The sequence below is a fragment of the Fervidicella metallireducens AeB genome (genome assembly GCF_000601455.1).
Taxonomy (GTDB): Bacteria; Bacillota; Clostridia; order Clostridiales; family Caloramatoraceae; genus Fervidicella; species Fervidicella metallireducens.
This window is the reverse complement of record NZ_AZQP01000039.1, coordinates 1-26,443: the sequence shown is the minus strand read 5'-3', so window position 1 is coordinate 26,443 and position 26,443 is coordinate 1. Positions and strand designations below refer to the sequence as shown.

Annotated in this window: 24 protein-coding genes and 1 tRNA gene; 2 read left to right on the top strand and 23 right to left on the bottom strand. The window is 31.9% G+C overall.

All coding sequences use genetic code 11. The features are described 5' to 3' along the window. Positions 1-94: 94 nt before the first annotated feature. Positions 95-170 (bottom strand) — tRNA-Pro (locus Q428_RS11020). Positions 171-350: 180 nt separating this feature from the next. Between Q428_RS11020 and Q428_RS11015 the strand changes: the two genes are divergently transcribed. Further along, a complete protein-coding gene (locus tag Q428_RS11015) occupies positions 351-848 on the top strand; it encodes a 4Fe-4S binding protein (protein WP_051515127.1) in 498 nt (165 codons plus the stop codon). A gap of 66 nt (positions 849-914) precedes the next feature. Here the strand turns inward: Q428_RS11015 and Q428_RS11010 are convergent, their stop codons facing one another. The 4 genes from Q428_RS11010 to Q428_RS10995 form a co-directional block, all read right to left on the bottom strand. Beyond that, entirely contained in the window at positions 915-2,336 is a 1,422-nt protein-coding gene (locus Q428_RS11010) for a carbon starvation CstA family protein (RefSeq protein WP_035380924.1), read from the bottom strand. 132 nt (positions 2,337-2,468) lie between these two features. Then, complete coding sequence (locus Q428_RS11005; RefSeq protein ID WP_035380922.1) at positions 2,469-3,236, bottom strand: LytR/AlgR family response regulator transcription factor; 768 nt, start codon at positions 3,234-3,236, stop codon at positions 2,469-2,471. Further along, complete coding sequence (locus Q428_RS11000; RefSeq protein ID WP_035380920.1) at positions 3,208-4,860, bottom strand: LytS/YhcK type 5TM receptor domain-containing protein; 1,653 nt, start codon at positions 4,858-4,860, stop codon at positions 3,208-3,210. The genes Q428_RS11005 and Q428_RS11000 overlap by 29 nt, the downstream gene beginning before the upstream one ends. Before the next feature lie 119 nt (positions 4,861-4,979). Continuing rightward, on the bottom strand, positions 4,980-5,693 hold the full coding sequence (locus tag Q428_RS10995; protein WP_035380918.1) for a pseudouridine synthase: 714 nt from the start codon (positions 5,691-5,693) through the stop codon (positions 4,980-4,982). A 176-nt stretch (positions 5,694-5,869) separates the two neighbouring features. Here Q428_RS10995 and Q428_RS14625 point away from each other — a divergent pair, with 176 nt between their 5' ends. After that, complete coding sequence (locus Q428_RS14625) at positions 5,870-6,193, top strand: hypothetical protein (RefSeq protein ID WP_051515126.1); 324 nt, start codon at positions 5,870-5,872, stop codon at positions 6,191-6,193. 67 nt (positions 6,194-6,260) lie between these two features. On the opposite strand, the gene Q428_RS10985 is transcribed toward Q428_RS14625, so the two are convergent. The 18 genes from Q428_RS10985 to Q428_RS10900 all read right to left on the bottom strand — a co-directional run bounded on the left by Q428_RS10985 (position 6,261) and on the right by Q428_RS10900 (position 26,418). Then, the gene (locus Q428_RS10985) at positions 6,261-6,686 is read right to left on the bottom strand and encodes a hypothetical protein (protein ID WP_035380915.1); all 426 of its coding nucleotides are present in this window, start codon (positions 6,684-6,686) and stop codon (positions 6,261-6,263) included. A gap of 111 nt (positions 6,687-6,797) precedes the next feature. Then, positions 6,798-8,684 (bottom strand): alpha-amylase family glycosyl hydrolase, encoded by a 1,887-nt coding sequence (locus tag Q428_RS10980; RefSeq protein ID WP_035380913.1) that lies wholly within the window; start codon positions 8,682-8,684, stop codon positions 6,798-6,800. A gap of 6 nt (positions 8,685-8,690) precedes the next feature. Then, entirely contained in the window at positions 8,691-11,135 is a 2,445-nt protein-coding gene (locus Q428_RS10975; protein WP_035380911.1) for a glycogen/starch/alpha-glucan phosphorylase, read from the bottom strand. Between the two features lie 36 nt (positions 11,136-11,171). Beyond that, positions 11,172-12,608: a glycogen synthase GlgA gene (gene glgA, locus Q428_RS10970; RefSeq protein WP_035380909.1), complete on the bottom strand. Its 1,437-nt coding sequence runs from the start codon at positions 12,606-12,608 to the stop codon at positions 11,172-11,174. A 17-nt stretch (positions 12,609-12,625) separates the two neighbouring features. After that, positions 12,626-13,741 (bottom strand): glucose-1-phosphate adenylyltransferase subunit GlgD, encoded by a 1,116-nt coding sequence (gene glgD / locus Q428_RS10965; RefSeq protein ID WP_035380907.1) that lies wholly within the window; start codon positions 13,739-13,741, stop codon positions 12,626-12,628. A 20-nt stretch (positions 13,742-13,761) separates the two neighbouring features. Continuing rightward, complete coding sequence (locus Q428_RS10960) at positions 13,762-14,895, bottom strand: glucose-1-phosphate adenylyltransferase (protein ID WP_035380905.1); 1,134 nt, start codon at positions 14,893-14,895, stop codon at positions 13,762-13,764. Positions 14,896-14,916: 21 nt separating this feature from the next. Further along, positions 14,917-16,833, bottom strand: a complete 1,917-nt coding sequence (gene glgB, locus Q428_RS10955) for a 1,4-alpha-glucan branching protein GlgB (RefSeq protein WP_084478306.1) — start codon at positions 16,831-16,833, stop codon at positions 14,917-14,919. 199 nt (positions 16,834-17,032) lie between these two features. Further along, on the bottom strand, positions 17,033-18,310 hold the full coding sequence (locus Q428_RS10950) for an FAD-dependent oxidoreductase (protein ID WP_035380903.1): 1,278 nt from the start codon (positions 18,308-18,310) through the stop codon (positions 17,033-17,035). After that, the gene (locus tag Q428_RS10945) at positions 18,307-19,296 is read right to left on the bottom strand and encodes a sulfide/dihydroorotate dehydrogenase-like FAD/NAD-binding protein (protein ID WP_035380900.1); all 990 of its coding nucleotides are present in this window, start codon (positions 19,294-19,296) and stop codon (positions 18,307-18,309) included. Before Q428_RS10945 ends, Q428_RS10950 begins: the two co-directional genes overlap by 4 nt. Before the next feature lie 88 nt (positions 19,297-19,384). Continuing rightward, positions 19,385-20,494 (bottom strand): D-alanyl-D-alanine carboxypeptidase family protein, encoded by a 1,110-nt coding sequence (locus Q428_RS10940; RefSeq protein WP_035380898.1) that lies wholly within the window; start codon positions 20,492-20,494, stop codon positions 19,385-19,387. Between the two features lie 53 nt (positions 20,495-20,547). Then, positions 20,548-20,949 (bottom strand): nucleoside triphosphate pyrophosphohydrolase family protein, encoded by a 402-nt coding sequence (locus tag Q428_RS10935; RefSeq protein WP_035380896.1) that lies wholly within the window; start codon positions 20,947-20,949, stop codon positions 20,548-20,550. 83 nt (positions 20,950-21,032) lie between these two features. After that, on the bottom strand, positions 21,033-21,470 hold the full coding sequence (gene ytfJ, locus Q428_RS10930) for a GerW family sporulation protein (RefSeq protein ID WP_035380894.1): 438 nt from the start codon (positions 21,468-21,470) through the stop codon (positions 21,033-21,035). Then, positions 21,424-22,029, bottom strand: a complete 606-nt coding sequence (locus Q428_RS10925; RefSeq protein ID WP_035380892.1) for a hypothetical protein — start codon at positions 22,027-22,029, stop codon at positions 21,424-21,426. Before Q428_RS10925 ends, ytfJ begins: the two co-directional genes overlap by 47 nt. A 42-nt stretch (positions 22,030-22,071) precedes the next feature. Next, a complete protein-coding gene (gene scpB / locus Q428_RS10920; RefSeq protein ID WP_035380890.1) occupies positions 22,072-22,638 on the bottom strand; it encodes an SMC-Scp complex subunit ScpB in 567 nt (188 codons plus the stop codon). Continuing rightward, positions 22,623-23,369: a segregation/condensation protein A gene (locus Q428_RS10915; RefSeq protein ID WP_035380888.1), complete on the bottom strand. Its 747-nt coding sequence runs from the start codon at positions 23,367-23,369 to the stop codon at positions 22,623-22,625. The genes scpB and Q428_RS10915 overlap by 16 nt, the downstream gene beginning before the upstream one ends. A 12-nt stretch (positions 23,370-23,381) precedes the next feature. After that, entirely contained in the window at positions 23,382-24,002 is a 621-nt protein-coding gene (locus Q428_RS10910) for a site-2 protease family protein (protein ID WP_035380886.1), read from the bottom strand. Further along, positions 23,989-25,131 carry a tRNA nucleotidyltransferase/poly(A) polymerase family protein gene (locus tag Q428_RS10905; RefSeq protein ID WP_035380881.1) on the bottom strand — a complete coding sequence of 381 codons (1,143 nt, stop codon included), beginning with the start codon at positions 25,129-25,131 and terminating at the stop codon, positions 23,989-23,991. Before Q428_RS10905 ends, Q428_RS10910 begins: the two co-directional genes overlap by 14 nt. A 126-nt stretch (positions 25,132-25,257) precedes the next feature. Next, positions 25,258-26,418 (bottom strand): D-alanyl-D-alanine carboxypeptidase family protein, encoded by a 1,161-nt coding sequence (locus tag Q428_RS10900; protein ID WP_035380928.1) that lies wholly within the window; start codon positions 26,416-26,418, stop codon positions 25,258-25,260. Between the last annotated feature and the right edge of the window lie 25 nt (positions 26,419-26,443).

Below are 26,443 nucleotides of genomic sequence, written 5' to 3'. Positions count from 1 at the left end.
CAACCCTCCACTCATGTACTATTTTACAAGTTATTTAATCAAAAACACCTCAAAAACTTTATTATGAAAAAAAGCTTAGCAAACGCTAAGCTTCTGGTCGGGGTGACAGGGATTGAACCTGCGACCTCATGGTCCCAAACCACGCGCGCTCCCATCTGCGCCACACCCCGTAAACATAGTTATTATACACTAATATTATATTTTTTACAATTCCATTTATATAAATTTTCTTCATTGTTTTAGACCTTATTAACTGTATATTCTAAATTTTTGTATTTTTTTGCGGGTATTGACTTATATACCCCATGGGGTATACTCTTTTATGTAAAGTTTTTATGGAGGTGTTGATTATGAGTAAGAAAAGCCATCAAGGATGGTCTTGGATTATTTTAGTTACATTTATAATTGTATCTTTTTATAATCATATTTTTGGGTTATTCGGTATTGTCTGTATGACAGCACCAATATATCATGCACTAAGGGGAAGAGGTAAAATTCATTGTTCAAAATACTGTCCTAGGGGATCCCTGCTAGGTAAATTCCTGAAATATATATCATTAAATCGACCACTGCCTAATGCACTTAGATCCAAGACAGCTAAAAATATTTTGTTAACACTAATGGCGACAATGCTGACGTTTGCTATGATACATTCAGGTGGTAATATTAATAAAATCGCTTTTTCATTATTTAGATTTATGACTCTTTCTCTTATTGTAGGTATAATAATTGGTATAATTTATAAACCTAGAAGCTGGTGCCAAGTTTGTCCTATGGGGCACGCATGCGACTTGATTGATAAACAGATAAAAGGAAAAACTCCAAATACTAACAAGAAAATAAGCTAATCCTGCTGACTGGATTAGCTTATTTTTCTTATGAGTACTTTTTTAATGTTACATTTAGAATTTTTTCTAACAACTTATATCGATATTGTCTGCGTAGCTTTGTCCCTTTGATAAAAATAATCCAAATAATCCAAGGGCTACTAAAATACCTGCAGTGTTAGATATTGAACCTGCCAGCTTTAAACCTTCCTTTGCTTGTAAAATATAGCTTACTGAAACAGCCGTCATAAACACAGCTGGGATAGTAGATACCCAGTGGTTTTTCTTATATTTTAACAAATAAACTGATGCTGCCCAAAGTGTAACTACTGATAAAGTCTGGTTAGCCCATGCAAAATATCTCCATATAATATCGAAATTTATAAATGTAAGTCCAATACCTACAGCGAATAAAGGAGCTGCAAGAATAAGTCTTTTTGATACCTTATCCTGCTTATACCTTATCATATCTCCAAGCATTAATCTTGCTCCTCTGAAGGCCGTATCACCTGATGTTATTGGACAAGCAATAACCCCTAACATTGCCAATACACCACCAACAGGTCCTAAAAGTGATTTAGTAATTTCTAAAACTACACCTCCTGGGCCTGCTTTAGCAAGAACAGCTGCTAAACCTGGAACCCCATTGTAGAATGCAATTCCTGCTGCTGCCCATACCATGGCGATAAGACCTTCTGAAATCATTGCCCCATAAAAAACTCTTCTACCTAGTTTTTCATTTTTCATACACCTTGCCATAAGAGGTGATTGTGTAGCATGAAAGCCAGAAATAGCTCCACAGGCAATTGTTATAAACATTATTGGCCATATAGGTAGATTTTTAGGATGCATATTTGTAAAAGTTATTTCTGGTATGTGATATCCACCGAAAAGAATTCCTCCACCAACTCCCAGTGCCATAATAACCAATGATATACCGAATAAAGGATATAAGTTTCCTATTAAAACATCAATTGGAAGAATTGTAGCAAGAAAATAATATATAAATATCACCACTACCCAAAAAGTTAAATTTAAAGCATCTGGTGTCAATGAAGCTATTAATTTAGCTGGACCAGTAACAAAAACTACACCGACTAAGACCAATAAAACTATTGAAAATACCCTCATAACAGCTTGTACTTTTTTCCCTAAATAAATCCCTTGAATTTCAGAAAGACTTGCACCTTTGTGTCTTACAGAAATCATTCCTGATAGATAGTCGTGTACAGCACCTGCAAAGACGCTTCCAAGAGCTATCCATATAAAGGCAGCAGGTCCAAACAATACCCCCTGTATTGCTCCAAAAATTGGGCCTAACCCTGCTATGTTCAAAAGTTGAATAAGAAAAACCTTCCATGTTGCCATAGGTACGTAATCAACACCATCTTGAAGTTCATAAGCTGGGGTCTGCCTATTTTCCTCAACACCGAAATTCTTCTCAATATACTTTCCATAAATAAAATAACCTAAGATGAGAACAAGAATTCCACCTAAAAATGAATACATATTCACCCTCTCCTTTGTATATGATAATGTTTGTCCTTATAATATCATTTTTATAATTTTCTGACTATTCTCGATGGGTGAAATGCGTTTTTTAGCAGTTGTATTGCAAATTTTAAATCCTGAATTGCATTGTCATAATCCAAGAAGTTCCTTCATTCTTTTTACATTACTCCTGCTTACAGGTACTTCAGTATTGTTATCATCATTAATAATAAGCTTATATGTGCCATGAAACCATGGGTATAATTCCTTTATATTGTTTAAATTAACAATATAACTTCTATGTGCCCTAAAAAAACCCGTTTTTCCCTCTAATTCATGAAGCATATAATTTGTCAGAAACTGCTTTTCTTTAGTCTTGACATAGGTTTTTTCATTCTCAGTAAAACATAAACAAATATCCTTAACATCAATTAAAATAGTCTTTCCATTTAATTCACAAGGAATTTTTTTAATAGTATTTTCATTAGTATGGAGTTCTTTAATTATGTTTTTTACCTGTTTTTTAAAATCCTCATTATTTTCCTTTTTAAATCTCAATCTTTCCTGTAGTCTTGCAACTGTTTTGTTTATTCTTTCCTCACTAAAAGGTTTTAACACATAATCAACAACATCTATTTCAAAGGCCTTAACTGCATGTTCCTCATATGCAGTTATAAAAACAATATCAGTATCATAGTTTTCCTTAAGCTCTTTTGAAACCTCAATTCCATTTTTAACAGGCATATTAATATCAAGGAAAACCACATCAGGTAACAATTTTTTTGCCATCTGAAGACCTGATTCACCATCTAGTGCTGTTCCTAAAAGCTTAATATTTTCATGTTTTGAAAGCAAATACTTTAATTCTTCAATTGCTGGAACTTCATCTTCAATTATCATACATGTTATTAATCCCATTGTGCACCTCCATTGGAATCTTGAATATAACCCTTGTCCCCTCTTCTATTGAACTTTCTATATTTAGTATACTTTGTTCACCATAGAGTAATTTCAACCTATCGTTAACATTTTTTAATCCTACCCCTGGCCAAGTTGAAACAACCTCATCGTACCTATCCCTTGACATACCTATTCCTGTATCTTCAACAGAAAAAACAACTTCATTCCCACTTTCCTGTGCTTTAATAAGTATTGTACCTCCTAAAGCCTTTGGAGAAATACCATGCTTAATCGCATTTTCAACCAAGGGTTGTATCACAAAAATTGGTACCTTCATTGTTAATAGTTTTTCAGGAATGTCAATGTATAGTTTAAGTCTATCTCCAAATCTCGCCTTTTCAATTGATAAATAGGAATTTATTAAATCTATTTCCTCAGACAACTGAATAAAATCATCAGTTCTATTCAGAGTTTTTCTAAAATAATTAGATAAATCAAGAATTAGTTCTCTGGCTCTTAAAGGATTAGTCCTGCAAAATGAGGATATAGTATTTAGTGCATTGAAGAGAAAATGTGGATGAATCTGTGCTCTTAATGCCCTTAATTCAGCTATAGAAGCAGCATTAGCAATCTTATTAAGCTTATAAAGTTCAATCTGAGTAGACAGAAGCTCAGCCATCTCCCTGCAAAACTCTATAAAGTAGCTTTTACTCTCGCTGTTCTCATAGAATTTAACACCTATAACCCCTTGAAAATCATTATCCCTGATGTAAAGAGGAGAACAATAAAAATTCATGCCTTGAATCTCTATAACTCCGCTATAAGGCTTTTTAAAATACTCAATTAAACCTGAATTTAATACATTTAAGTCAACCTCAGTGTCTCCATAATATGTTAAAATCTTTTCATTATCACCAATGAAGACACCTGGCAGATTAGATACTTCATATACAATCCCTGCAACACTATCAGCCGTATCCTTATTAAAACCTTTTCTCATATAGCTTATTGTCTGTCTTGCTATTGATAATGCCTTCTGTGAATAATTTGCTCGAATCCTATTAAATTGTTCATTTGTATTTTTTATTATGTTTATAAATACTACAACACCAAGTGAATTAATCAAAATCATCGGCAGTCCAATCAATTTTACTAACTCCACTGCCCTTTCATATGGCTTTGATAACAATAATATAACTATCATCTGTGAAACTTCTGCCAATACTCCTGAGAAGAAGCCTATTAACATATTATACTGGCCTTTATTGAAAAATTTTTTAACACTGCCTCCTATAAGACCTTCTAAGACGGTTGCAACACCACAGGCTAATGCTGTGAATCCTCCTAAGGTATATCTATGAAATCCTGCTATTGCTCCAACAATCATTCCAACAATTGGTCCCCCTAAATATCCAGCCATAATGGCTCCAATTGGCCTGGTGTTAGCTAAAGCTTCATATTTAATGTTAATTCCAGTGTAAGTGCCGATAATAGCAAAAATGCTGAAAAATATTATAATAAGAATCTTATCTTTTAATGGAACCTTTTCTTTTATGATAACCCTGAATAGCTTTGTGTGACTAAAAATATATGCTACAAGAGCTATTAAAGACATCCTTTCAAGGAGCTGTATATAGAGCATATCAGCAATACCCCCCTTTTTAAAATCAATGTTCTACCATTATTTATAATTATTCAATAAAAAACAATTAAATGAACAATACTTCTATAAGTAACCATTTAAATTTATACAAATCCCAATTAAATAGACTTTAAATATTCAACTTCAGCTTTACTAAGGTATCTCCATTCGCCCTCTTTTAGATCACCTAATGACAACTGTCCAATTTTCACCCTCTTTAACTTTAATACAGGATGATTGATTTTTTCACACATTTTTCTGACTTGTCTATTTCTTCCCTCATGTATAGTTATCTCAAGAGTTGCTTTCTTTCGGTCCAAAGAAAATTTAATTATCTTAATTTCTGCAGGGGATGTTATATAATCTTCAATTTTAAGTCCCCTTCGAAATAACTCCATCTCCTCATCTGTAGGTATACCAAGTACTTCTGCAACATAAACCTTATCTATTTCGTGTGAAGGATGAGTCATTCTGTAGGTTACCTCTCCATCGTTTGTTAATATTAGTAACCCAGAGGTATCATAATCAAGCCTTCCAACTGGAAATAATCTTTCATCCGCTTTTACAATATCTAAAACAGTTTTTCTATTAAACTGATCTTTAACTGATGTAATCACCTCTGTTGGCTTATTTAGCATTATGTAAACTTTGTTTTCCTCAGGTCTTATGATTTTTCCATTTACTTCAATAACATCCTTATCTGTATCGATAAGTACAACATCCTTTACTACTACTCCGTTTATTTTAACTTTACCTTCAGTAATAAGCTCTTCAGATTTTCTCCTTGATGCAACACCACATCTTGCCATATATTTTTGTAGTCTTTCCTGCATATTTTCACCTCAACGTTATTTATATTTACTTTTTAGATTATACATCATAGCATTTAGAACTACAAATGTAACTGTTTCTAATATGATATAATGAAATTTAAAATTTGTTACCATAATTGCACTTTAAAAAAACATTGTACATATTCTATATTATAAGTGCCTTTAGGAGGGATAATATGAACTTAAATAATTTCAATGGAATAAACGCCCAGAGTGATCCAAATCAACAACTTCAGCAACAACTTCAACAGATTCAACAGCATCTGTTGCAACAACCAATACAAAACCTCAGCGAAAATCCAACTACAAATGAAATACTTTCACTTTCAATACCTACCCCAATAAACATTACCCTTCTTGGTGTCAACCTGCAACTTGAATTACAGAATCTTAAATTGACTTCAACAACTACTCTATCCCCTGCACAGATAAACCGTCTTCTGCAACTACTTTCATCTTTTATCGGAAGTCTGGGCTCAAATATGTTAAACACACAATAAAATAATCGTACTTTAAAGGACCAACTCAGAACATCTATAAGGTGTTACGAGTTGGTCCTTTAGTTTTTTATTGATTTGTACTTACAGCAGGTAAGTTGAAAGTTACCTCTTCTTTACGTAAATATTTCTTAGCATTTGAATTTATTTTTAAAACTAACTGTACCTGCAAAGCATCCTTGTCTTTTTCTTTAATCTTAGGATTAAGGGAAACTTCTTTAATGCTGCAATAATCCTTCATTTTAGGGTTGTTTTCGTAAATCCTTTTAAATTCTCTATCAGCTACTTTAACCAAAATAGATTCATCAATTTTACCATCACTTTTATTCTTTGCTGCTTCTAATGATTGATTATAAATATTTTCAGTTTCTGCCCTGAAGGGTTCTAAAATGACATCGTAAATACCCTTTGCTTTAATATTGTTAAAAGTTATAATCGTTCCAAATATCATAACCAGGAATATAACTATAACACCTGTTAAGATATTTTTTCTCATCTTTCCACCCCTTTGCATCTAGAAAATTGAATATAAAAACCTAGTTAATTCAAATCAATTATAGCACATTTTTGGTAATTTAACTCTATTTTTCATATATTTCATACAAAATTAATTTATTTTATCAATCTTAATATCATTCCCTGTAAGCTTTATACTCAATTTAATATAGCCATCATTTATGATAAAGTTTTTGTTATTAAATAATATATCTTCTATTTCCCGTAATCCCTTAAAGCAAGGTTTAAATTCTATATCAACGGATTCTGTTACGTTTCTATTTAGTAATACTATTACCTTCTCATCTAAATACTTCCTCTCAAAGCAAATTATATCCTCATGTAAATCTATAAATTGAAAATCTCCCCTTTTAAAAACAAGGAATCTGTTCCTCAATGAAGTGATAGCTTTATACCATTCTAATAGATTTAAATTTTCCTTACCCCATGGAAAAGCCTTTCGGTTATGAGGATCCTTCCCTCCTTCTAAAGCTGCTTCATCCCCATAATATATACATGGAACTCCTGGAAAACACATCTGCAATAAGGATGCTAATTTTAATAATCCTATCGCTACTTCTTTATTACATGTATAATTATATAAAATAGTAAATATTCTCTCTGTATCATGACTTCCAAGTAAGTTCATATTGGAATAAAAGGATTCCTTTGGATAATTCTCGTATAAACTCATCATTTTTCTTCTAAACATAAAAGAATCTATTTTTCCTGTGAAAAAATCTATTACCCCTTCCCTGAATGGATAATTCATAACTGAATCTAATTCATTTCCTAGTAGATATCTTCTTTTAACATTATAACTGACTTTATTTGATGCATCCTCCCATATTTCACCTATAATTACTCCATCACTTTTTAATTCCTTTATCTTTTTATTTAAAGCTTCTATAAATTCATCTGGCAATTCATCTGCCACATCAAGTCGCCAACCGCTGACACCTAATTTCATCCATTTTTTTATAACGGATTTATCAGAGTATAATATAAAATCCATATAACTTGGTTCAAGCTCATTGACACTTGGCAAAGATTTTATCCCCCACCAGCAGTCATATTCATCAGGAAAATTATTAAAATTATACCATTTAAAATATACCGATTCATGTCCCTGATATGCACCAACATTATCATAATTTAAATATTTGTTAAAATATATGCTGTCATCACCTGTATGATTAAAAACTCCATCCAGAATAATACGAATTCCATTATCTAATGCAACTTTACACAATTCCTTAAAATCATCATCATCACCTAAAATTGAGTCTATCTTTAAATAATCTCCAGTATTATATCTATGAACACTGGAAGACTCAAAAACAGGATTTAAATACAGTATACTTACCCCTAATGATTTCAGATAGGGGAGTTTTAAAATAATACCCTTTAAGTTTCCACCATAAAAAGCCCACCTGATTACTTCGCCCTTTTCGTCCCTTATATATATAGGTTCATCAAACCAATTACTATAAATTAAAGCATTTTTCTTATTAAACAATGTACCAGATGAAGGTTCACCCCTATAAAAACTATCCGGAAATATTTGATACATAATTCCTTCTTTATACCATTCTGGAACTTTAAAATCCTTATAAACAGTAATTTGATAGGCTTTAGGGTTTGAAGGATACAACTCTCCAACACCACCAAGTTTATCTTTATTGTTGCCATAATAAAAATAACTGGTGTTTTTCTTTAAAATAAAATAGTAATTATATATTCCTATCTCTTTCAAATTTAATTCCACACAAAATTCCTTAACTGTACTTGGATTTTCCCCCTTAATAAATTCTTTCCCTTTAGAGAAATCCATAGGAATGGCAACTAAATTTTCATTTATATCTGAAATTACCAGAGTAGCTTCGCTACACCCTTCTGCCTCTATCCTTATAAAAACCTTGGAGCCGCATTTTACGGCTCCAAAGGGATTTCTATAATATATGTCCTGAGAATTATGGAAAACATAAAATTCATCCATATAATCTCACCCTTCATTTAATATATTGTCAGGGTACCTTAATCCCCAGATACCAGTGGCATACTCTTTTATTGTTCTATCACTGGAGAAAGTTCCAGAGTTAGCAATATTAATAACAACCATTTTGTACCATTTATTAAAATCTCTATACACTTTATCCACTTCAGCTTGGGCATCAACATAAGAACTGAAATCCTTTAAGACAAAATATTCATCATTATACTTATACAATGAATCATATATGGCTAAAAAGTCACTAAAATCACTGGAATACATTCCATTTATTAAATCCTGTGATATCCTTCTTATTCTGTCATCTTCTTTCATAATTTCTACAGGGCTATATCCTCCATATTGACTATACTTCAATACTTCTTCTGATTTTAAACCAAAGATAAACATATTGTTTTCCCCAACTAAATCCTTTATTTCTATGTTGGCACCATCTAATGTTGCTATTGTTAATGCTCCATTCATCATAAATTTCATGTTTCCAGTTCCTGAAGCCTCCTTAGTTGCAGTGGAAATCTGTTCACTTAGGTCAGCTGCGGGTATGATTTTTTCAGCTAAAGAAACTCTGTAGTTATCTAAAAATACCACTTTTATTTTATCTTTAACTCTAGCATCATTGTTTATTTTTTCAGCCAATCTATTAATCAATGTGATTATTTTTTTTGCCAGATAATAAGATGGTGCAGCCTTCCCTGCAAAAATAAATGTTCTAGGCTGAATATCTAAATCTGGATTTTCAATTAACCTATTATATAAATCCATAATATGAAATGCGTTTAAGGTCTGTCTTTTATATGCATGAATCCTCTTAATTTGAACATCAAAAAGTGAATCTGGATCAACTTTAATATTGCACGTTTTCATAATATAATCACAAAGTTTTAATTTATTACTTCTTTTAATATCATAAAGCCTTTGATGAATTGTAGGATCATCTGCATATTTTTGAAAATAATTTATATCAGTTGGATGATTAATAAAACTATCCCCTATTGTTTCCTTTAAAAGTGAAGTTAAATCAGGATTAGCTTGTATAAGCCACCTTCTATGAGATATACCATTAGTCTTATTGTTGAATTTATGGGGAGTATAATAGTAAAAATCCGCCATAACTTTTTTCTTCAATATTTCTGTATGGATTTTTGCTACCCCATTTACACTGTGACTACCTACAATAGCCAGGCGATCCATCCTTACATACCCATCAGATATTATTGCCATTCTAGAAATCTTATCCCACTGACCTGTATACTCATTCCAAAGGCCTCTGCAGAATCTTTCGTTTAGTTCTTCTACTATCATATATATTCTGGGAAGAAGGCTTTTAAATGTATCCACAGGCCATTTTTCCATTGCCTCAGAAAGGATTGTATGATTAGTATAGGATATAGTATGCTCTGTAATCATAAAAGCCTCATCCCATCCTAATCCTTCTTCATCCATTAAGATTCTCATAAGTTCTGGAATTGCCAGGGCTGGATGTGTATCATTGATGTGTATGGCAATTTTTTCATGAAAATCCCTTATATTATGACCTGCTTTTTTATAATTTTTAACTATTCTCTGTATCCCAGCAGAAACAAGAAAATACTCCTGCTTAAGTCTTAGAATTCTCCCCTCCTCAAAACTATCATCTGGATATAAGACTTGAGATATGGCTTCAATAGAATTTTTATACTCCATTGCCTTTAAAAAGTCACCTTTTCTGAAATATGAAAAATCAATTTCCTTTCCTAGAGGTTCTGCACTCCAAAGTCTTAAATTGTTAACAACACCATTTTTATACCCAACAATAGGCGTGTCATATGGAACTGCCAGCACTGGTTCATAGTTAACATGGGTGAAAATAAGCCTTCCTTCACTTTTCTCCATATTAACTGTCCCACCAAACTTTACAACTACAGCTTTATCTGCCCTCCTGATTTCCCAGACATTATTGTCCTTTAGCCAATTATCAGGATATTCAACCTGATTACCACCAATTATTTTCTGTTCAAAAAAACCATATTTAAACCTTATTCCACATCCGTGGCCTGGGATTCCTAAGGATGCCATTGAATCCAAAAAACATGCTGCAAGCCTCCCTAACCCTCCATTTCCTAGCCCTTGGTCATGCTCTAATTCCTCAAGCTCCTTTAAATCTATACCTATGTCATTAAGTGCTTCCTGGCAAATTTCTCTTATACCTAAGTTTATTAAATTTGAAACTAAAAGTCTCCCCAGGAGGAACTCCATTGAAAAATAGTATATTTGCTTAACCCCACTCTTTTGATATATTTTCTCAGTATTAATCCACATTTTAGCAATATAATCCCTTATTAAACTCCCTAATGCCTCATATTTATTGTATTCAGTACCTTCACTAAGTTCTATACCAAATAATTCTGAGAACTTCTCTTCATAATCCTTTTTAAAACTTTCTTTATCTAAGAAGCACAAAACAAGACCAACCCCCAATTCTCTATTAAGTCATTTTCATTTAATGTTTAATAAGCTCTTATATATATTTAAATACTCTGATGCCGATTTTTCCCAGCTGTTATCAGTAGTCATAGCCTGATAGATAATTTTGTTCCATACTCTCTTGTCATTATAAAAGCTTAAAGCTCTTTCAATTGTATATAAAAAGTCATGGGCATTGTATGGTCCAAAGCTAAAACCATTTCCCACACCTGTAGTCTCATCATATGAAATAATTGTATCTTTTAACCCTCCTGTTTCCCTGACAATAGGTATACTTCCATATCTTAGGGCAATTAACTGTCCTAAACCACATGGTTCAAATAATGAGGGCATTAAGAATATATCAGAACCAGCATAAATTTTATGTGCTAATATATCATCAAAATAGATATTTGCTGATACTTTATCTGGATAGCGTATTTCCAGATTTCTAAAATGATCTTCATATTCCTTTTCACCAGTACCTAATATAACCAATTGAATTTGTTTTTCCATAAGTTTATCAATTATTTGTATTAAAAGATTGATGCCTTTTTGCCTGACTAATCTTGAAACCATTGCAAATAAGGGAATTTCACTATCTATTGGAAGATCTAACTCCCTCTGAAGCATAAGTTTATTTTCCTTCTTTTTTTCTAATGAGATTAACCCAAATTTTTTATAAATAAAGCTATCTTCCTCTGGATTATATACACTATAGTCAATCCCATTTATAATTCCTTTAAGATTGTCACCTTTAGTTCGCAATAATCCATCTAGTTTCTCTCCAAAGACAGGGGTTCTAATCTCTTCTGCATAGGTTTTACTTACCGTAGTAACACAATCAGAATAATTTATTCCACCCTTCATAAAGCTACTGCAGCCATAAAATTCAAGACTGCCATTATAAAATAAGTCTTCATTAAGATTTAGCAAGTCTTTTAATATCTCTGGTGGAAATATTCCCTGATAAGCTATGTTATGTATTGTAAAAACAGTTTTTATATCTTTATAAAAATCATCTGTTGAAAATTCATTTTTATATAACACAGGAATCATACCTGTATGCCAATCATTACAATGTATAACATCAGGTTTATATTCTATTTCCTTAAGCATTCCCAAAACTGCCCTGTCAAAAAAAGAAAAGCGCTCTCCATCATCATAGAAACCATATATTCTATCTCTATCAAAATAGTATTTATTATCTATAAAATAATAAATAACCCCATCCAGCACATATTCATATAAACCACAATATTGATTTCGCCAATTCATATTTACATTAAAGCTCTTAACAAAGCTTAATTTAGATACATACTCTTTCTCAATATCCTTATAAAAGGGAACTACAACCCTGGCATCAATTCCTAACCTGCAAAGATATCTTGGAAGGGCTCCAACCACATCACCAAGTCCACCTGTCTTAATAAAGGGTTCACATTCAGAAGCAACAAATAAAACTTTCATTTCTCCTTCTCCCCTTCCTAAACTATACTATTCTTTTCAAGCACTATTGGTTCATCATAATAACCAATGATTTTCTTAACCCGGGATATCACCGTATGTTTATCTGCTATAGTATTCTCCATATATACCCCTTCTGCAATAACACATTTTCCCATAATTATGCAGTTTTTAACAACTGCTCCTGTTCCTATCTTTACCCCTCTGAAAATAATACTATTTTTTACAACACCTTCGATGACAGCCCCATTTGCAATAAATGAATTCTTAACTATAGCATTCTTTCCATATTTTGTTGGTGGATTATCCTTTGTAACTGTGTAAATTGGTGATTCTTTCTTAAACAATTGTTTGGTCTTTTCTACATCCAGCAGTTCTATACTCTTATGAAAATATGTCTTTATAGAGTTTATACATTCCAAATATCCACTATGTTCAAAGACATTTATGTTAATTTCTTTGCAGAAGCAATTTATTGTATCTTTTAATGAATATAAGATGCTTAATTGGGAGGACTTATTTATTAACTGGAGAAGGAATTCTCTTTTCATAATATACATTTCCATAGAGATATTTTTTTCACTCTTCTCTCCCATGTTAGTTGAAAACCCAATTACTCTGCCTTCATTGTTTATTTCTAAGCTTTGACAATTTAAAAAATTAACATTGGCATCATTTATTTTTTTATAGATTATTGTTATGTCTGCCCCAGTTTTTCTATGATAATTTAAGGCATCGCTATAATTTATATTACAAATCATGTAACTAGGAGATATTATCACATATTTTTGATTGCTTTTCTTTATATATTCTATATTTTCTCTAAAGCTTCGCATCTCAGTCATATACATACTGTTTGCGGAATTATAATAAGGATAAAAAACGAACAACCCATCTTTTTTTCTATCTAAATTCCAGGCAGCTCCTGTACCAAGATGCTCCGTCAATGGTCTAGGTTTTTCCTGTATGAATATTCCAATGTTAACAATACCCGAGTTTACCATGTTAGATAATGCAAAGTCGATTATTCTATACCTTCCTAAAAAGGGTATAGCTGCAACTGGTCTATGATTTGTCAACTCTAAAAGTCCATTACTTGTATCATGTAAATTTATAATTCCCATTGCATCCCTCATTTTTTTCTTCCCCCAAAAACTTATATTTCCTCTGTTTCACACTGGCTTATTAAAAATATTTCTTTACCATCTTTATTGCCTATCTTTGAGTTCTTATTTATAACTACTTCACTGTCCACTATAGATTTTTCAATAATTGCTCCGTCTTCAATTCTAGACTTAGGCATTATTACAGAATCCACAACTTTTGTGCCCTTTCCGATGTATACTTCTGAAAATATTATTGAATTGTGAACCTCACCGTATATCATGCTTCCCTGACTTATTATGGAGTTTTTAATCACTGCATCATTAGATACATATTGAGGTAAACACTCTACATTATCAGTATATATTTTCCAATTATTATCATATAAGTTTAAACTGTTATCATCCTTTAATAAATCCATATTTGCTTCCCAAAGACTTTCAATAGTTCCTACATCCTTCCAATAACCGTTGAATTTATAAGCAAACATTCTTTTTCCCTCATGCAACATCTTTGGAATAATATTTTTTCCAAAATCATGTTCTGATTGGCTATCCTTTGCATCCTCACACAAAAAATCCCGCAATACACTCCACTTGAATATATAGATTCCCATTGAAGCTAGATTATTTTGGGGATATTGAGGTTTTTCTTCAAACTCACATATTCTGTTGGTTTCATCAGTATTCATTATTCCAAATCTTGATGCCTCTTTTATTGGTACTTCGATAACAGCTATTGTTGCATCTCCTTCTTTTTCAGTATGAAAGTCCAGCATTAATGAATAATCCATTTTGTATATATGATCTCCTGACAAAATAAGTACATTTTCCGGATTATGATTATCTATAAAATCTATATTTTGATATATAGCATCAGCAGTACCCCTATACCATTGACCACCTTGCTCCGTTTCCCTTGGTGGTAATATAGTCACTCCACCTTTCAACGTATTTAACCCCCAGTTGGCACCAACGCCTATATGGGAATTTAACAATATTGATTCATACTGTGTAAGAACTCCAACGATATCTATATGTGAATTTGCACAATTACTTAATGGAAAATCAATAATTCTATATTTTCCCCCAAAATAAACTGCAGGCTTTGCCAGTTTTTTAGTTAAAGGGCCTAAACGTGTTCCCTTACCGCCCGCAAGCAGCATAGCTATAATTTCCTTCTTCATTTTGTAATTACCCCCACTTTATTAATCTTCATCTATATTTTCAATACCTAAAACTAATGTAGCCATTGGCGGAACCTTTATTTTTATAAAATGCTCCTGATTGTGCCATCTCTCCTTTTGGGAAAATAATATTTCCCCCATTATTTGACCAGAGCCACCAAATTCCCTACTATCAGTATTTAGTACTTCTCTATATGTTCCTAAAAATGGTACTCCTATTTTGTAATCGTAATAGACCTTTGGTGTAAAGTTACAGACTATAATTAGTGTATCTTTTATATTTCTTGCTTTTCTCATAAAAATTATTATGCTCTGATTTTGATTATCTGCATCTATCCATTGAAATCCTTTTACATCAAAATCTAATTCCCATAAAGCTCTATGATTTTTGTAAAAATCGTTTAATGTTTTCACATAATAATGAATTTTTTTGTGCATTTCAAATCTTAATAAATGCCACTCAAGACCTTCATTGAAGCGCCACTCAATAAACTGGGCAAATTCACATCCCATAAACAAAGTTTTCTTCCCTGGATGACAGTACATATATGCAAGAAAAGCCCTGAGACCTGCAAATTTATTCCAATAATCTCCCCACATTTTATCAATGAGGGATTTTTTACCATGTACAACTTCATCATGGGATATAGGAAGGATAAAATTTTCAGAATATGAATACATCATCGAAAAGGTTACCAGCTTATGATTATACTTTCTATAGATAGGATCTATTTGTATATAGTTCAACATATCATTCATCCAGCCCATATTCCATTTGAAACTGAAGCCCAAAGCTCCTTGACTTACTTTTCCAGTTACCTTTGGCCAAGCTGTTGACTCTTCCGCAATTATAAAAACATCAGGACACTCCTTTGAAACAACTTCATTTAAATGCTGTAAAAACTTTATTGCCTCTATATTCTCATTGCCACCATATTCATTAGGAGTCCACTCCATTGGGCCTTTATCATAGTCTAAATACAACATATTTGCTACTGCATCTACCCTAAGTCCATCTATATGATATTCCTTTAACCAAAATAATGCGTTGGAAATTAGAAAGCTTATTACTTCTGGTTTGCCTAAATCAAAATTAGCTGCTCCCCAGCCACGATTTTCACATCTATTTTCTTCCTTGTATTCGTATAGAGGTGTACCATCAAATCTGTATAGTCCATGTTCATCTTTACAAAAATGTCCTGGAACCCAATCCAGTATTACTCCAATACCCTCTCTATGACAACAATCAATAAAATACTTTAAAGAATCAGGATTTCCAAATCTACTTGTAGGTGAATAATAGCCTGTAACCTGATAACCCCATGAATCATCTAGCGGGTGCTCCATTAAAGGCATAATTTCAATATGGCTGAATCCCATATATTTAACATATCTTGGTATTAATCTGGCATAATCCTTATAATTTAAAAATTCCCCTTTTTTGTTTCTTTTCCATGAGCCTAAATGCAGCTCATAAATATTAAGGGGACTTTGTTTAATGTTTGCTTTACGCCGCTTATCAATCCAGGCTTCGTCTCTCCAGACATATTTTTTAAAGTTAAAAGTAATTGATGCTGTATTAGGTCTTTTTTCTGAGAAAAAAGCATATGGATCCGACTTTAATTTTTTATCTCCATTTTTTGTTACTACTTCATATTTATATATTTCTCCAAAACTTAATTCTGGGATGAATATACTCCATATCCCACTGGCATTTATTTTTTTCATCCTATGATTTTTTCCATTCCAACTGTTAAAATCCCCTAACACACTTACATTTAGTGCATTAGGTGCCCATACTGTAAATCTATAGCCTTCCACTCCATTTTCATTGGTATGATGTGCACCCATAAATTTATAACAGCTGTAATTTCTTCCTTTGTGAAATAAATTCACATCTCTTTTGCTTATACCCATTTCTAAAAATTTTTCCCCCATATGTACCCCTCACAAATATTTTTCTGAATTGTTTTTTGGCCATACTAAATATATTCATCAAATAATAGATATAGAACAAATAAATATCATCAACAAAATAACAAAAAAGTTATTTATAAAATTTTTATATATTTATTTATGCAAAAGAGGGCTGTGCACTAATTAATTTGTGCACAGCCCATTATGTGAGATTTATTTTTTAAATTAGTTTCTCATTAAAAAAATCAGTTAAATTAAGATTTTTAACCCTTTCCTTTATCTCAGAAATGTTTGTTGTGTACAAACCTAAATCCTTCATTCTTGCAAAATAGTTAGCACCTGCAAATGTATATCTATTTTTTAATCCCTCTGGAGTTTTTCGCATTTCCTTTTCATAATTTATTATATCTCCAACTGCAAGTGATACCGGTAGTTCAACAGGTCTTAATCCTATACCTATCCTTACTGCATTGAATCCTGCCAGAGTTCCTGTTGTAATAGCCTCAGTATGCCCAACAAAAAGACCACTTTTTTCACCGCCACAAAGGAGGTTATCGATTCCATCTACTTTTAAAGCATTATCTCTAGGTGCCACAGATAAATACCTTATTGAATTGGATTTTCCTCCGGAATATGGGTCTTCATACCTTGCATTTTCAAAACCAGGAATCTTTCTTAATTTTTCTAATGGGTAATAACTTGTCATTAATTTTGCATGACCTGTATCAAGTAAAATGATATTTTCTGCAAACTCCTTAAGTGCATATTGCTGACAAACCTTAATATTCAATTTATCCATATTAACGTCCTCAGGTGGTATGCTTGTAACAAATACTCCATCTCTATTTAAAATATCCCTTATTTCCTCAGATAATGAATCCTTATTTAATTTGCAGGATCCACTCATTGCTCCAAAGCTGTCGTCTCCCTTCATACCAAGCTGATCTTCAACACCTGCTCTTTGACTAATACTAATTCTCGGCCCAAAGGAAGGACATCTTAATATACACATAGAACAACCTTTTCCATATCTTAAACAATTGCCCATAGGTCCAGTAGAGCCAGTAGTTTCAACAAACACATCTCCATCAACAAGTGTTCCATCATGAAGGTATATCCCTTTTATTGACTTATTTTCCATATCAACATCCACAACTCTTGCCTGAAGCACTATTTCTATACCCTTATTATGAAGATATCTTCTAACTTCTGGTTCAACCTTCGTAACATCATATAAACTGGCATGTTTATGGCCAGGAAAATCAATGTTTTTATGTCTGGAACATCTATCTGTTATATCAATTAAATCCCCTGCTCCAAGGTCAATTAATTCTTCTGCAGCAGTAAAACGCCCATTATTTCTCATTATACCGCCGACATTACCAAGTCCTAGAAGCATATCTGTCCTTTCCAGAAGCATAACATCTGCTCCAGATTTTTTTGCCTGAAGAGCAGCTGCACATCCTGCCCATCCCCCACCTATAACAATAACCTTCATTTACTATTCAACTCCTCACCGAATACTTCTAATGGATTGAATTGCTGTTTGCAGGTTTTTATAATCTCATTATTTTTTCCTCTTAATTGACAACTTCCACAAACTCCTTCCCCACAACACATTGTGCTATTGTTTACCGTGGCAAATTTTATATAAGGATCCAGATTGTGAATATAATTTAAAATAAGTCTGTGAAAATCATCATTTCCAGCACTTAGTACAACTTCATAATTCCATTTCTTTAATAAATGCTGTAAAAGTTCCCGGGTATCATCTAAAATATACTTGTTCATATTACAGATTTTTGTTGGTTTTACTACACAACCATAGGATTTAAAATAACTTTCTGTAAAATGTTCTTCACTTCTACCTCTGTCTAAAACTACATATACGTTATTTTTGTTGTTTATCATTTTTTTTGCAGCCAGCACTGCCGGTGCTAAAGCAACTCCTCTGCCAATAATTAAACAGCTTTTGTTTTTTAAATCTTCTATATATTTTTTTCCTTGAATTCCATTCCAATATGGCCCTTTTACCATAATCTCTTTATCACACTCTTTTAATGCCTTTGTTTTTACTCCTTCTATTTTAAATACCACTGTAATAATATTGTTTATAATATCGCTTTCCATAATTGATATTGGTGTACTATATGCCTCTATGTCTCTTTCAGGTTTTAAAAATACAAAGGCTCCTATGTTACATAACTCCCTTGCAAGTCCCTGATTAACTTTTATCTTCAAAAGAATTAAATCTTCCCTGAGGTACCTCTTCTCAACTATCCTGAACTTTCTGTACTCTCTGCTTTTTTTACTTTTTTCATTGTTCCATATAAATTCCTGGTAGACACAGGTTCCCTTCCAGTTAAGACAATCACAGAACTTTTGATTTTTAAGCTGTGAACATATAATACATTCTCCTCTTTCTGCTAATGAGCAAGGACAAAATTCACTTCCATAATCAGCACAATCTATATACCTAAACACTTGTGTAAACCTCCTTTCCCCATATATTTAGACTATTCAGCAAAATACTTTTTTGTTACAAAAAAAATAGTATACCAAAATGGTATACCTACTTAATCATTATATCCCTCAAAAGCTCCATAAAATTTTTTCTCTTTACAGTTCTATCACTATAAATATGATATTTTGCAATTATTTTATCGTCTAATTCAACGACTATGTTCCCTATTACCTCTCCTTTTCTAGTTGGAGAAAAAAGAACAGATGGTGCATAAATATCAGTCTTAAAACTGTTATATTCACTTGGAAGTAAAGGTAAATATAAATCTGACTCCACATTGCCTAAGACGTATCTCTCATTTCCTCCGTAAACTCTAAATCGCTTTATTGGTTCCCCTTTATCCATGATTTTGACAAACTTATAATTATCCTCTGCATACCTTATAAGTTTTTCTGCATCCTTCCATCTGTCATCACTGTTTAAAACTACACATATATATCTTCCATAATTATGTTTCACCGATGCAACAAGACACTTTCCAGCTTTACCAGTAAAACCAGTTTTAACTCCATCGGAATTCTCAATCCTATATAAAAATTTATTGATGTTAGAATAACTTCTATTAAACTTTCCTGTTACCCCTGATGAAATTTCCTTTGTTGAAGATATTTTTGCAAAAAACTCATTTTTCATTGCATAGGCTGTTATTCTTGCTAAATCCTCTGCTGTTGTAAAATGGTTTTCTGCATCCAGACCATGTGGTGTTATAAAACTGGTACTATATGCACCAAGCTCCATAGCTTTATCATTCATAAGCTTTGCAAAATCCTCTGTACTTCCTGCTATATGTTCAGCTATGGCAACAGCAGCATCATTCCCTGAGCGAAGCATAAGACCATACAGGAGTTCTTCAAGCTTTACTTTTTCACCTGCTTTAAGACCTGCCTGTGAACCTGATACAGATGCAGCCTTACCTGAGACAATCACAACATCATTAATATTTCCTCTTTCTAATGCCACTATTGCAGTTATTATCTTTGTTGTACTTGCCATTGGTAATATCTTGTTTCCATTTTTTGAGTACAGTACCCTTCCGGAATTTTGATCAATTACAACACCTGAAACACATTTTAGATTAACATTACTGCCCTTACTTGCATAAGCTATCCCTGAAAATAAAATAAAAAAGGATAAAATAATAACAAAACATCTTTTCATTTCATCACCCACTCATAATAAATCTAAAGATATTATGAGCAGTTTTTTAAAATCTAATCCTCATAAATCACTGTACAATTAAAATCCTTTGCCATTTTTTCTGCTTCCCTCAAATCTTCTTCTCCCCATATTGTCCATCCACCCTTTAACTTACCGTTGACAAAAATCTCAACCTTATCCTTTTTAAAGACCATAACTTTTTCAGTCTTTATTTTCATCATATGAAGCTGGTTTTTAACAGCCTCATCAATATCCATATCATACATCTTTATCGCTATGAACATACAGGATAAAGCATCTTCCAGTTCCCTTTTTGCTTTTTCCTTTTCACCCTTCATAAGTGCTTTCATAGCCTCAGCAACTTCTTCATTTAAATGGCTGACAGCCTCCTTTATATCCTTAGGAGTATATTTTCTATTTTCCCATATTTTTTCAACAGCTTCCTTAAGTTCCATAAATATCTTCCCTTCTTTAGTCCTATAAAAATATTTTAGCCTGCAGAATTATATTTATCAATTAAATTCTACAGGCTAAAATATTAAAATTCATCAGCTTTTATTGTATTTTCAATTTTATCTTCCTTATTTTCATTGTTCTTTTTAAACATTTTTGCAATAGTTTCAACAAAATCAGGTATTGAATCAATAATTCTCTCAATTGAATTTACCTCGTCCACTGGGAGAAGCTTCACCTGATCTTTATTTACTACCAAGAAGGCTACTGGCTGAACAGAAACACCAGCTCCACTTCCTCCTCCAAATGGGAATTTACTGCTATAGTCTTCCTCTGATTGACTGTTGGTATTTGAAAATTCAGTACCACCTGATGCAAAGCCTATACTAACCTTTGATATTGGAATTATTACTCCATCATCTCCAAGTTTTACTGGATCCCCAACTATTGTATTGACATCAATCATTTCTTTTAAGCTATCCATTGTTGTTTTCATTAAGCCCTCTATTGGATGATTTGACATAGTTCTTTTCCTCCTTTTTAAATAAATAATTTCTGTATTTGAAGATTATTTTTGATTGTCTAAACACAAAAAACAATAAAGGAATAAAATATACCGATATAGTTATATTTCCCGCATAGGTCAATTTTTTATTCTTAAAATCTGGATATATTTCATATTTACCACTGTAGTTTTTAAAATAATATCTTAGGATATTTTCACTTCCGTAAACAAAAAAATTTATTAATCCAAAAACATAAGCAGTTTTATCTGGAGAAGAAAGACCCAAATCTAATTTAATATTTGTTCTAAGTTCACACTTAGAAATAAAATATTTAAAATTTTGCAAAGTTAATTTAATAAATTCAATGAATTTATCCCTTTGAAAATTTAATTTTTTTCGGATTTTTTTCCCCTTCTTAGAGGGCTTGTTAAAATCTATTGTCTTAATTTTTATTTTGATAAAACCATAAAGTATTAATAGAAAGTCCAGCCTCTTTCTTTGAAATTCAACTACTATTCTAATATTCATCACACAAAACAAGACAATAATTATTAATATTACCAAAATAATGGTCATCTGTTACACCTCAAAAAAAAGAATAAAATACACTTACGTATTTTATTCTTCCTCATAATCAATATTAAATTCAATTAATTCTGGTAATTCATCAATATTTTTAAATCCAAAGTATTTCAGAAAGTCATCTGTTGTACAGTACAATATTGGCCTTCCTGTGGTTTCCAGTCTTCCACCTTCTTTTATCAACCCTCTTTCTAAGAGAGTGGTGATAGCCCTATCACTTCTGACACCTCTGATTTCATCAATTTCCATTTTAGTAATAGGCTGTTTATATGCAATTATTGCAAGTGTTTCAATTGCCGCCTGAGAAAGATTCTGCCTTCCCCCTGGCTTAATTAATCTTTTAATGTATTCTCCATATTCAGGCTTTGTTGAAATTTGAACTTTGTCGTTGAATTCAATTAAATATAAACCTCTGGAGTCTTTTGAGTATTCTTCAACCATTTCTTCTATTATTTTCTTTACCTTTTTTTCATTTAAATCTAATATTTCAGCTAAAAGCTTTATTGAAATCGGGTCTCCAGAAGCAAAAAGAACTGCTTCAATAATCCCCTTTATTCTTTCATTATTTTCAATCAAACCAAGCTCCTTTAAGAAATCCTCCATAACTCTTCCTGCCCTTCTAAAATTATCTCTCCAAAATTTTCTAGTTGATATATTCTTATAACTTTTTCTTTAATCAGCTCCAACATAGCAAGGAAAATTACGATTAATTCTAGCTTACATTCAGCTTTTTCAAAAAACACCTCAAAGGTTATTCTACCTTTTTTACGTAATATCTCTTTTATTTCTTCCATCTTTTCCTCAATTTTATATTTATCATGGTCAATTATTTTAGGAATATCACTTCTGTTGTTAAATTTATTTTCATAGGAAGTGACAACCTTCTTGAAAGCACTCATTAAATTATCTAAGGTAATATTTTTAAAAAATATTTCGTCATTATCAATATCATCAATAATATCCGGCGGTTTAAAGTATATCGTATTGTTATTTTCTATACTTTTTAGAGTCTCAGCAAATTCTTTATATTTTTTGTATTCTACAAGCTTTTCCACAAGTTCTTTCCTTGGATCCTCATCTATTGCAGTTTCGTCCTCGCTTTTTTTCCTTGGAAGAAGCATCTTTGATTTTATCTCTAATAAGGTTGCTGCCATAACTAAAAATTCACTGGCAATTTCAAGATCAAGTTCTTCCATTGCTTTTAAATACTCAATGTACTGATTTGTTATCTCGGATATAGGTATATCATATATATCAACTTCCGCTTTTTTTATTAAATGTAAAAGAAGGTCTAACGGACCTTCAAATATATCAATTTTTATTTCTAATCCCATATTTTCACCTGTTTATATAAAAATTTTTGCTAAATCAACAATTATATTATTTACATATATCATCATAATCAAAAGTATATTCCTTACAGGTTCCAGCCACAACAAAAGAAACAATATAATTGTACCTTTTCCTTCAATTTTATATATAAACTCTGCTATCTTACCACCAAAAATTTCTGCAAAAATCTTTGACCCATCTAGTGGTGGAATTGGTAATAAATTAAACACTGCAAGGTTGATATTTATCCAGAATAATTCTAATAAAAATGACTGTATAAATTGATCCTGTGGATTTGCTTTTCCAATTGTAATTACTGTAAAAAAAGCCAATAATAAATTGGATATTGGTCCAGCTATGGATGTTATAATAATACCTGCTTTTTTATTTTTGTAATTATATGAACTAATTGGAACTGGCTTGGCCCATCCAAACTTAAATATCATCAAAGATATAAGTCCTGCAGGATCTATATGTGCAGCGGGATTTAAAGTCAGTCTTCCATATTCCTCTGGTGTTTTATCTCCCTGAATCTTCGATGCCAGTCCATGGGAAAATTCATGAACTGTCAGAGAGATAATTACAACAATTGCCCTTGTAATCACTTCACTTATATTAAAATCAAATAAATCCATTTTTTCCTCCCTTTGATAAAATTATCAAACTTTCTATCTTTTTATTCAGAATAAATTCATCTCGTTGAGCTTCTGCTATTTTCATAATATCTTTAATATCAATTTTTATCTTATCTATATTTTCTAAAAATACTCCAACCCTTGGCTCCCTTTGAAAAACTGCTTCTATTAACTTTTTGTTTACACCTTTTAAATTCTTTAAGATATATCTATACAGGACTTCATCTTTCTCCTGCAGACAATTTTTCAATCCATTAAGTTTCCCTGAATAGTTTAAAAATTCCATTCCTAAAGAGAGCTTTTTTTGTATTTCTATTAAAAACCCTTCATTGTTATCAAAAAGAATTGCTGCAAATTTTTCATTATCCTTTAACTCCTTAAATATATCTTGAGATATATCTAAATTTATACTAACACTACAACCTGTTACTGAATCTAATATTTTAAACTCATCCACAAATTTAATTGCTGCACGTAAATTCTTTTCGTTAAGTAAACTAATGAGTTCCTGTTTTATTCTTTCTCCACTTAAGTGATTAATAAAACCGTTTTCAACAGCATTACATATTAAACACCTTGTTTTTTCATCAAATTCAAAACCAAACCTCGATGCATATTTTATCCCTCTGAATATTCTGGTTGGATCATCCCTGAAACTCTGATTATGAAGAACTCTTATTTTCTTTTTCTTTAAGTCTTCTACACCTTGAAAGGGATCTATAATATCGCCATATGTCTTGTTTTGTAATGAAACTGCAATTGAATTGATTGAAAAATCTCTTCTTTTTAAATCATCAAATATAGTTGATGATTTAATTTCTGGTACACTGGCTGCCTTTTTATAAACCTCATCTCTTGCCATTACAAAATCAACATCCCACTCACACAACAACTTTCCTGTACAGTAATGGCTGTTATAAATCAGCTCACATGATAGCGCCTGTGACAATTTTTCAGTAACTTCCCTATGCTTTTCTTCAGAGACTACACATGAAAAATCAAAATCAACTGGATTTATTCCAAGTAATAAATCCCTTACAGCTCCACCTACCAGATATACCTCAACACCTAATGAGTTGCAAATCCTGCTTATTTTTTTTATTATCTCATAGTCATCTATCCAAGGCATTTAATCACCTTCCTGCGAATAATATTATACCATTACTTTTTAAAATTCCAAAGTTTTAGTTGCAATATTAAAAAGGCTGTCATCTTAGCAATTCTTGTTGCTAGTACGACAGCCCCTCTATATCTTTTATTTTAAATTCAACCAATTTTTTACAACTTTTTTGATTGAGTCAGCTAAACTCATCTTGTTAACATCCCTATCAATAACTAATTCAGTTTTTCCTAATATTTTTTCTCCATCCACAACCTTTACTATACCTACAACATCGCCTTTTTTCAGAGGCAGCTTAACATCCTGAAATACCTCAACTCTTTTCTGCACATTAGGCTTATTACCCTTTTCATAAATTAAATTAATATCATCCTTTGCAATTGCCTTTGCAGCGTCTGGCTTTGCCTTTGACAGTTTTAAATCCTGTATAGCTTCCCCTGCAGTAACAAATTTGGCACTCTCATATTTAGCAAAACCATAATCTAAAAGCTTTGATGCCTGATAATTTCTATTTTTTAAGGTGTCGGCTCCTAATATAACAGAGATAAATCTAATATCTCCTCGTTTTGCAGTAGCTGAAATGCAGTATTTTGCCTCACTTGTATAACCAGTTTTTAGTCCGTCACATCCTTTATAAAACCTTACCAATTTATTTCTATTAGCTAAGGTTATTGGTTCCTTTCTGCCTTCAGAAATAGTTTCCATCCAAATAGTCGTATAATTAAGTATCTTTTTATGTTTTAATAACTCCCTTGACATAATTGCTATATCATATGCCGAAGTATAATGATTAGGATCATAGAATCCATAACAATTTACAAAATGAGTATCATTCATACCAAGCTGTTTAGCCCTTTCGTTCATTAATTTTGTAAATTCTTCTTCTGTACCCCCTATAAACTCTCCTAGAGCTAGAGCTCCATCATTGGCAGATGCAATGGCTACCCCTTTAAGTAATTCTTCAACTGTTCTTATTTCACCTTCATCAAGACACATAGTGCTTCCGCCAAGACTTTTAGCATTTGCACTTACAGTAACCTTATCAGTTAATTTTATTTTACCACTATCTACTGCTTCCATAACTAAAAGCATAGTCATAATCTTTGTAACACTTGCTGGTGCCAGCTTTTCATGGGGATTTTTTTCAAAAATAATTTTACCAGAGCTGAACTCCATCAAAAGTGCAGACTTGCAATTTAAATCTAACCCCTCTATCTTTGTATCCTTTGCTTTTACTTCTCCTATTGGAATTGTAATAAAAATAAATAACAGAAGTATTGATAAGTATTTTTTCATATGTATACCTCCTTGTAAAATACGG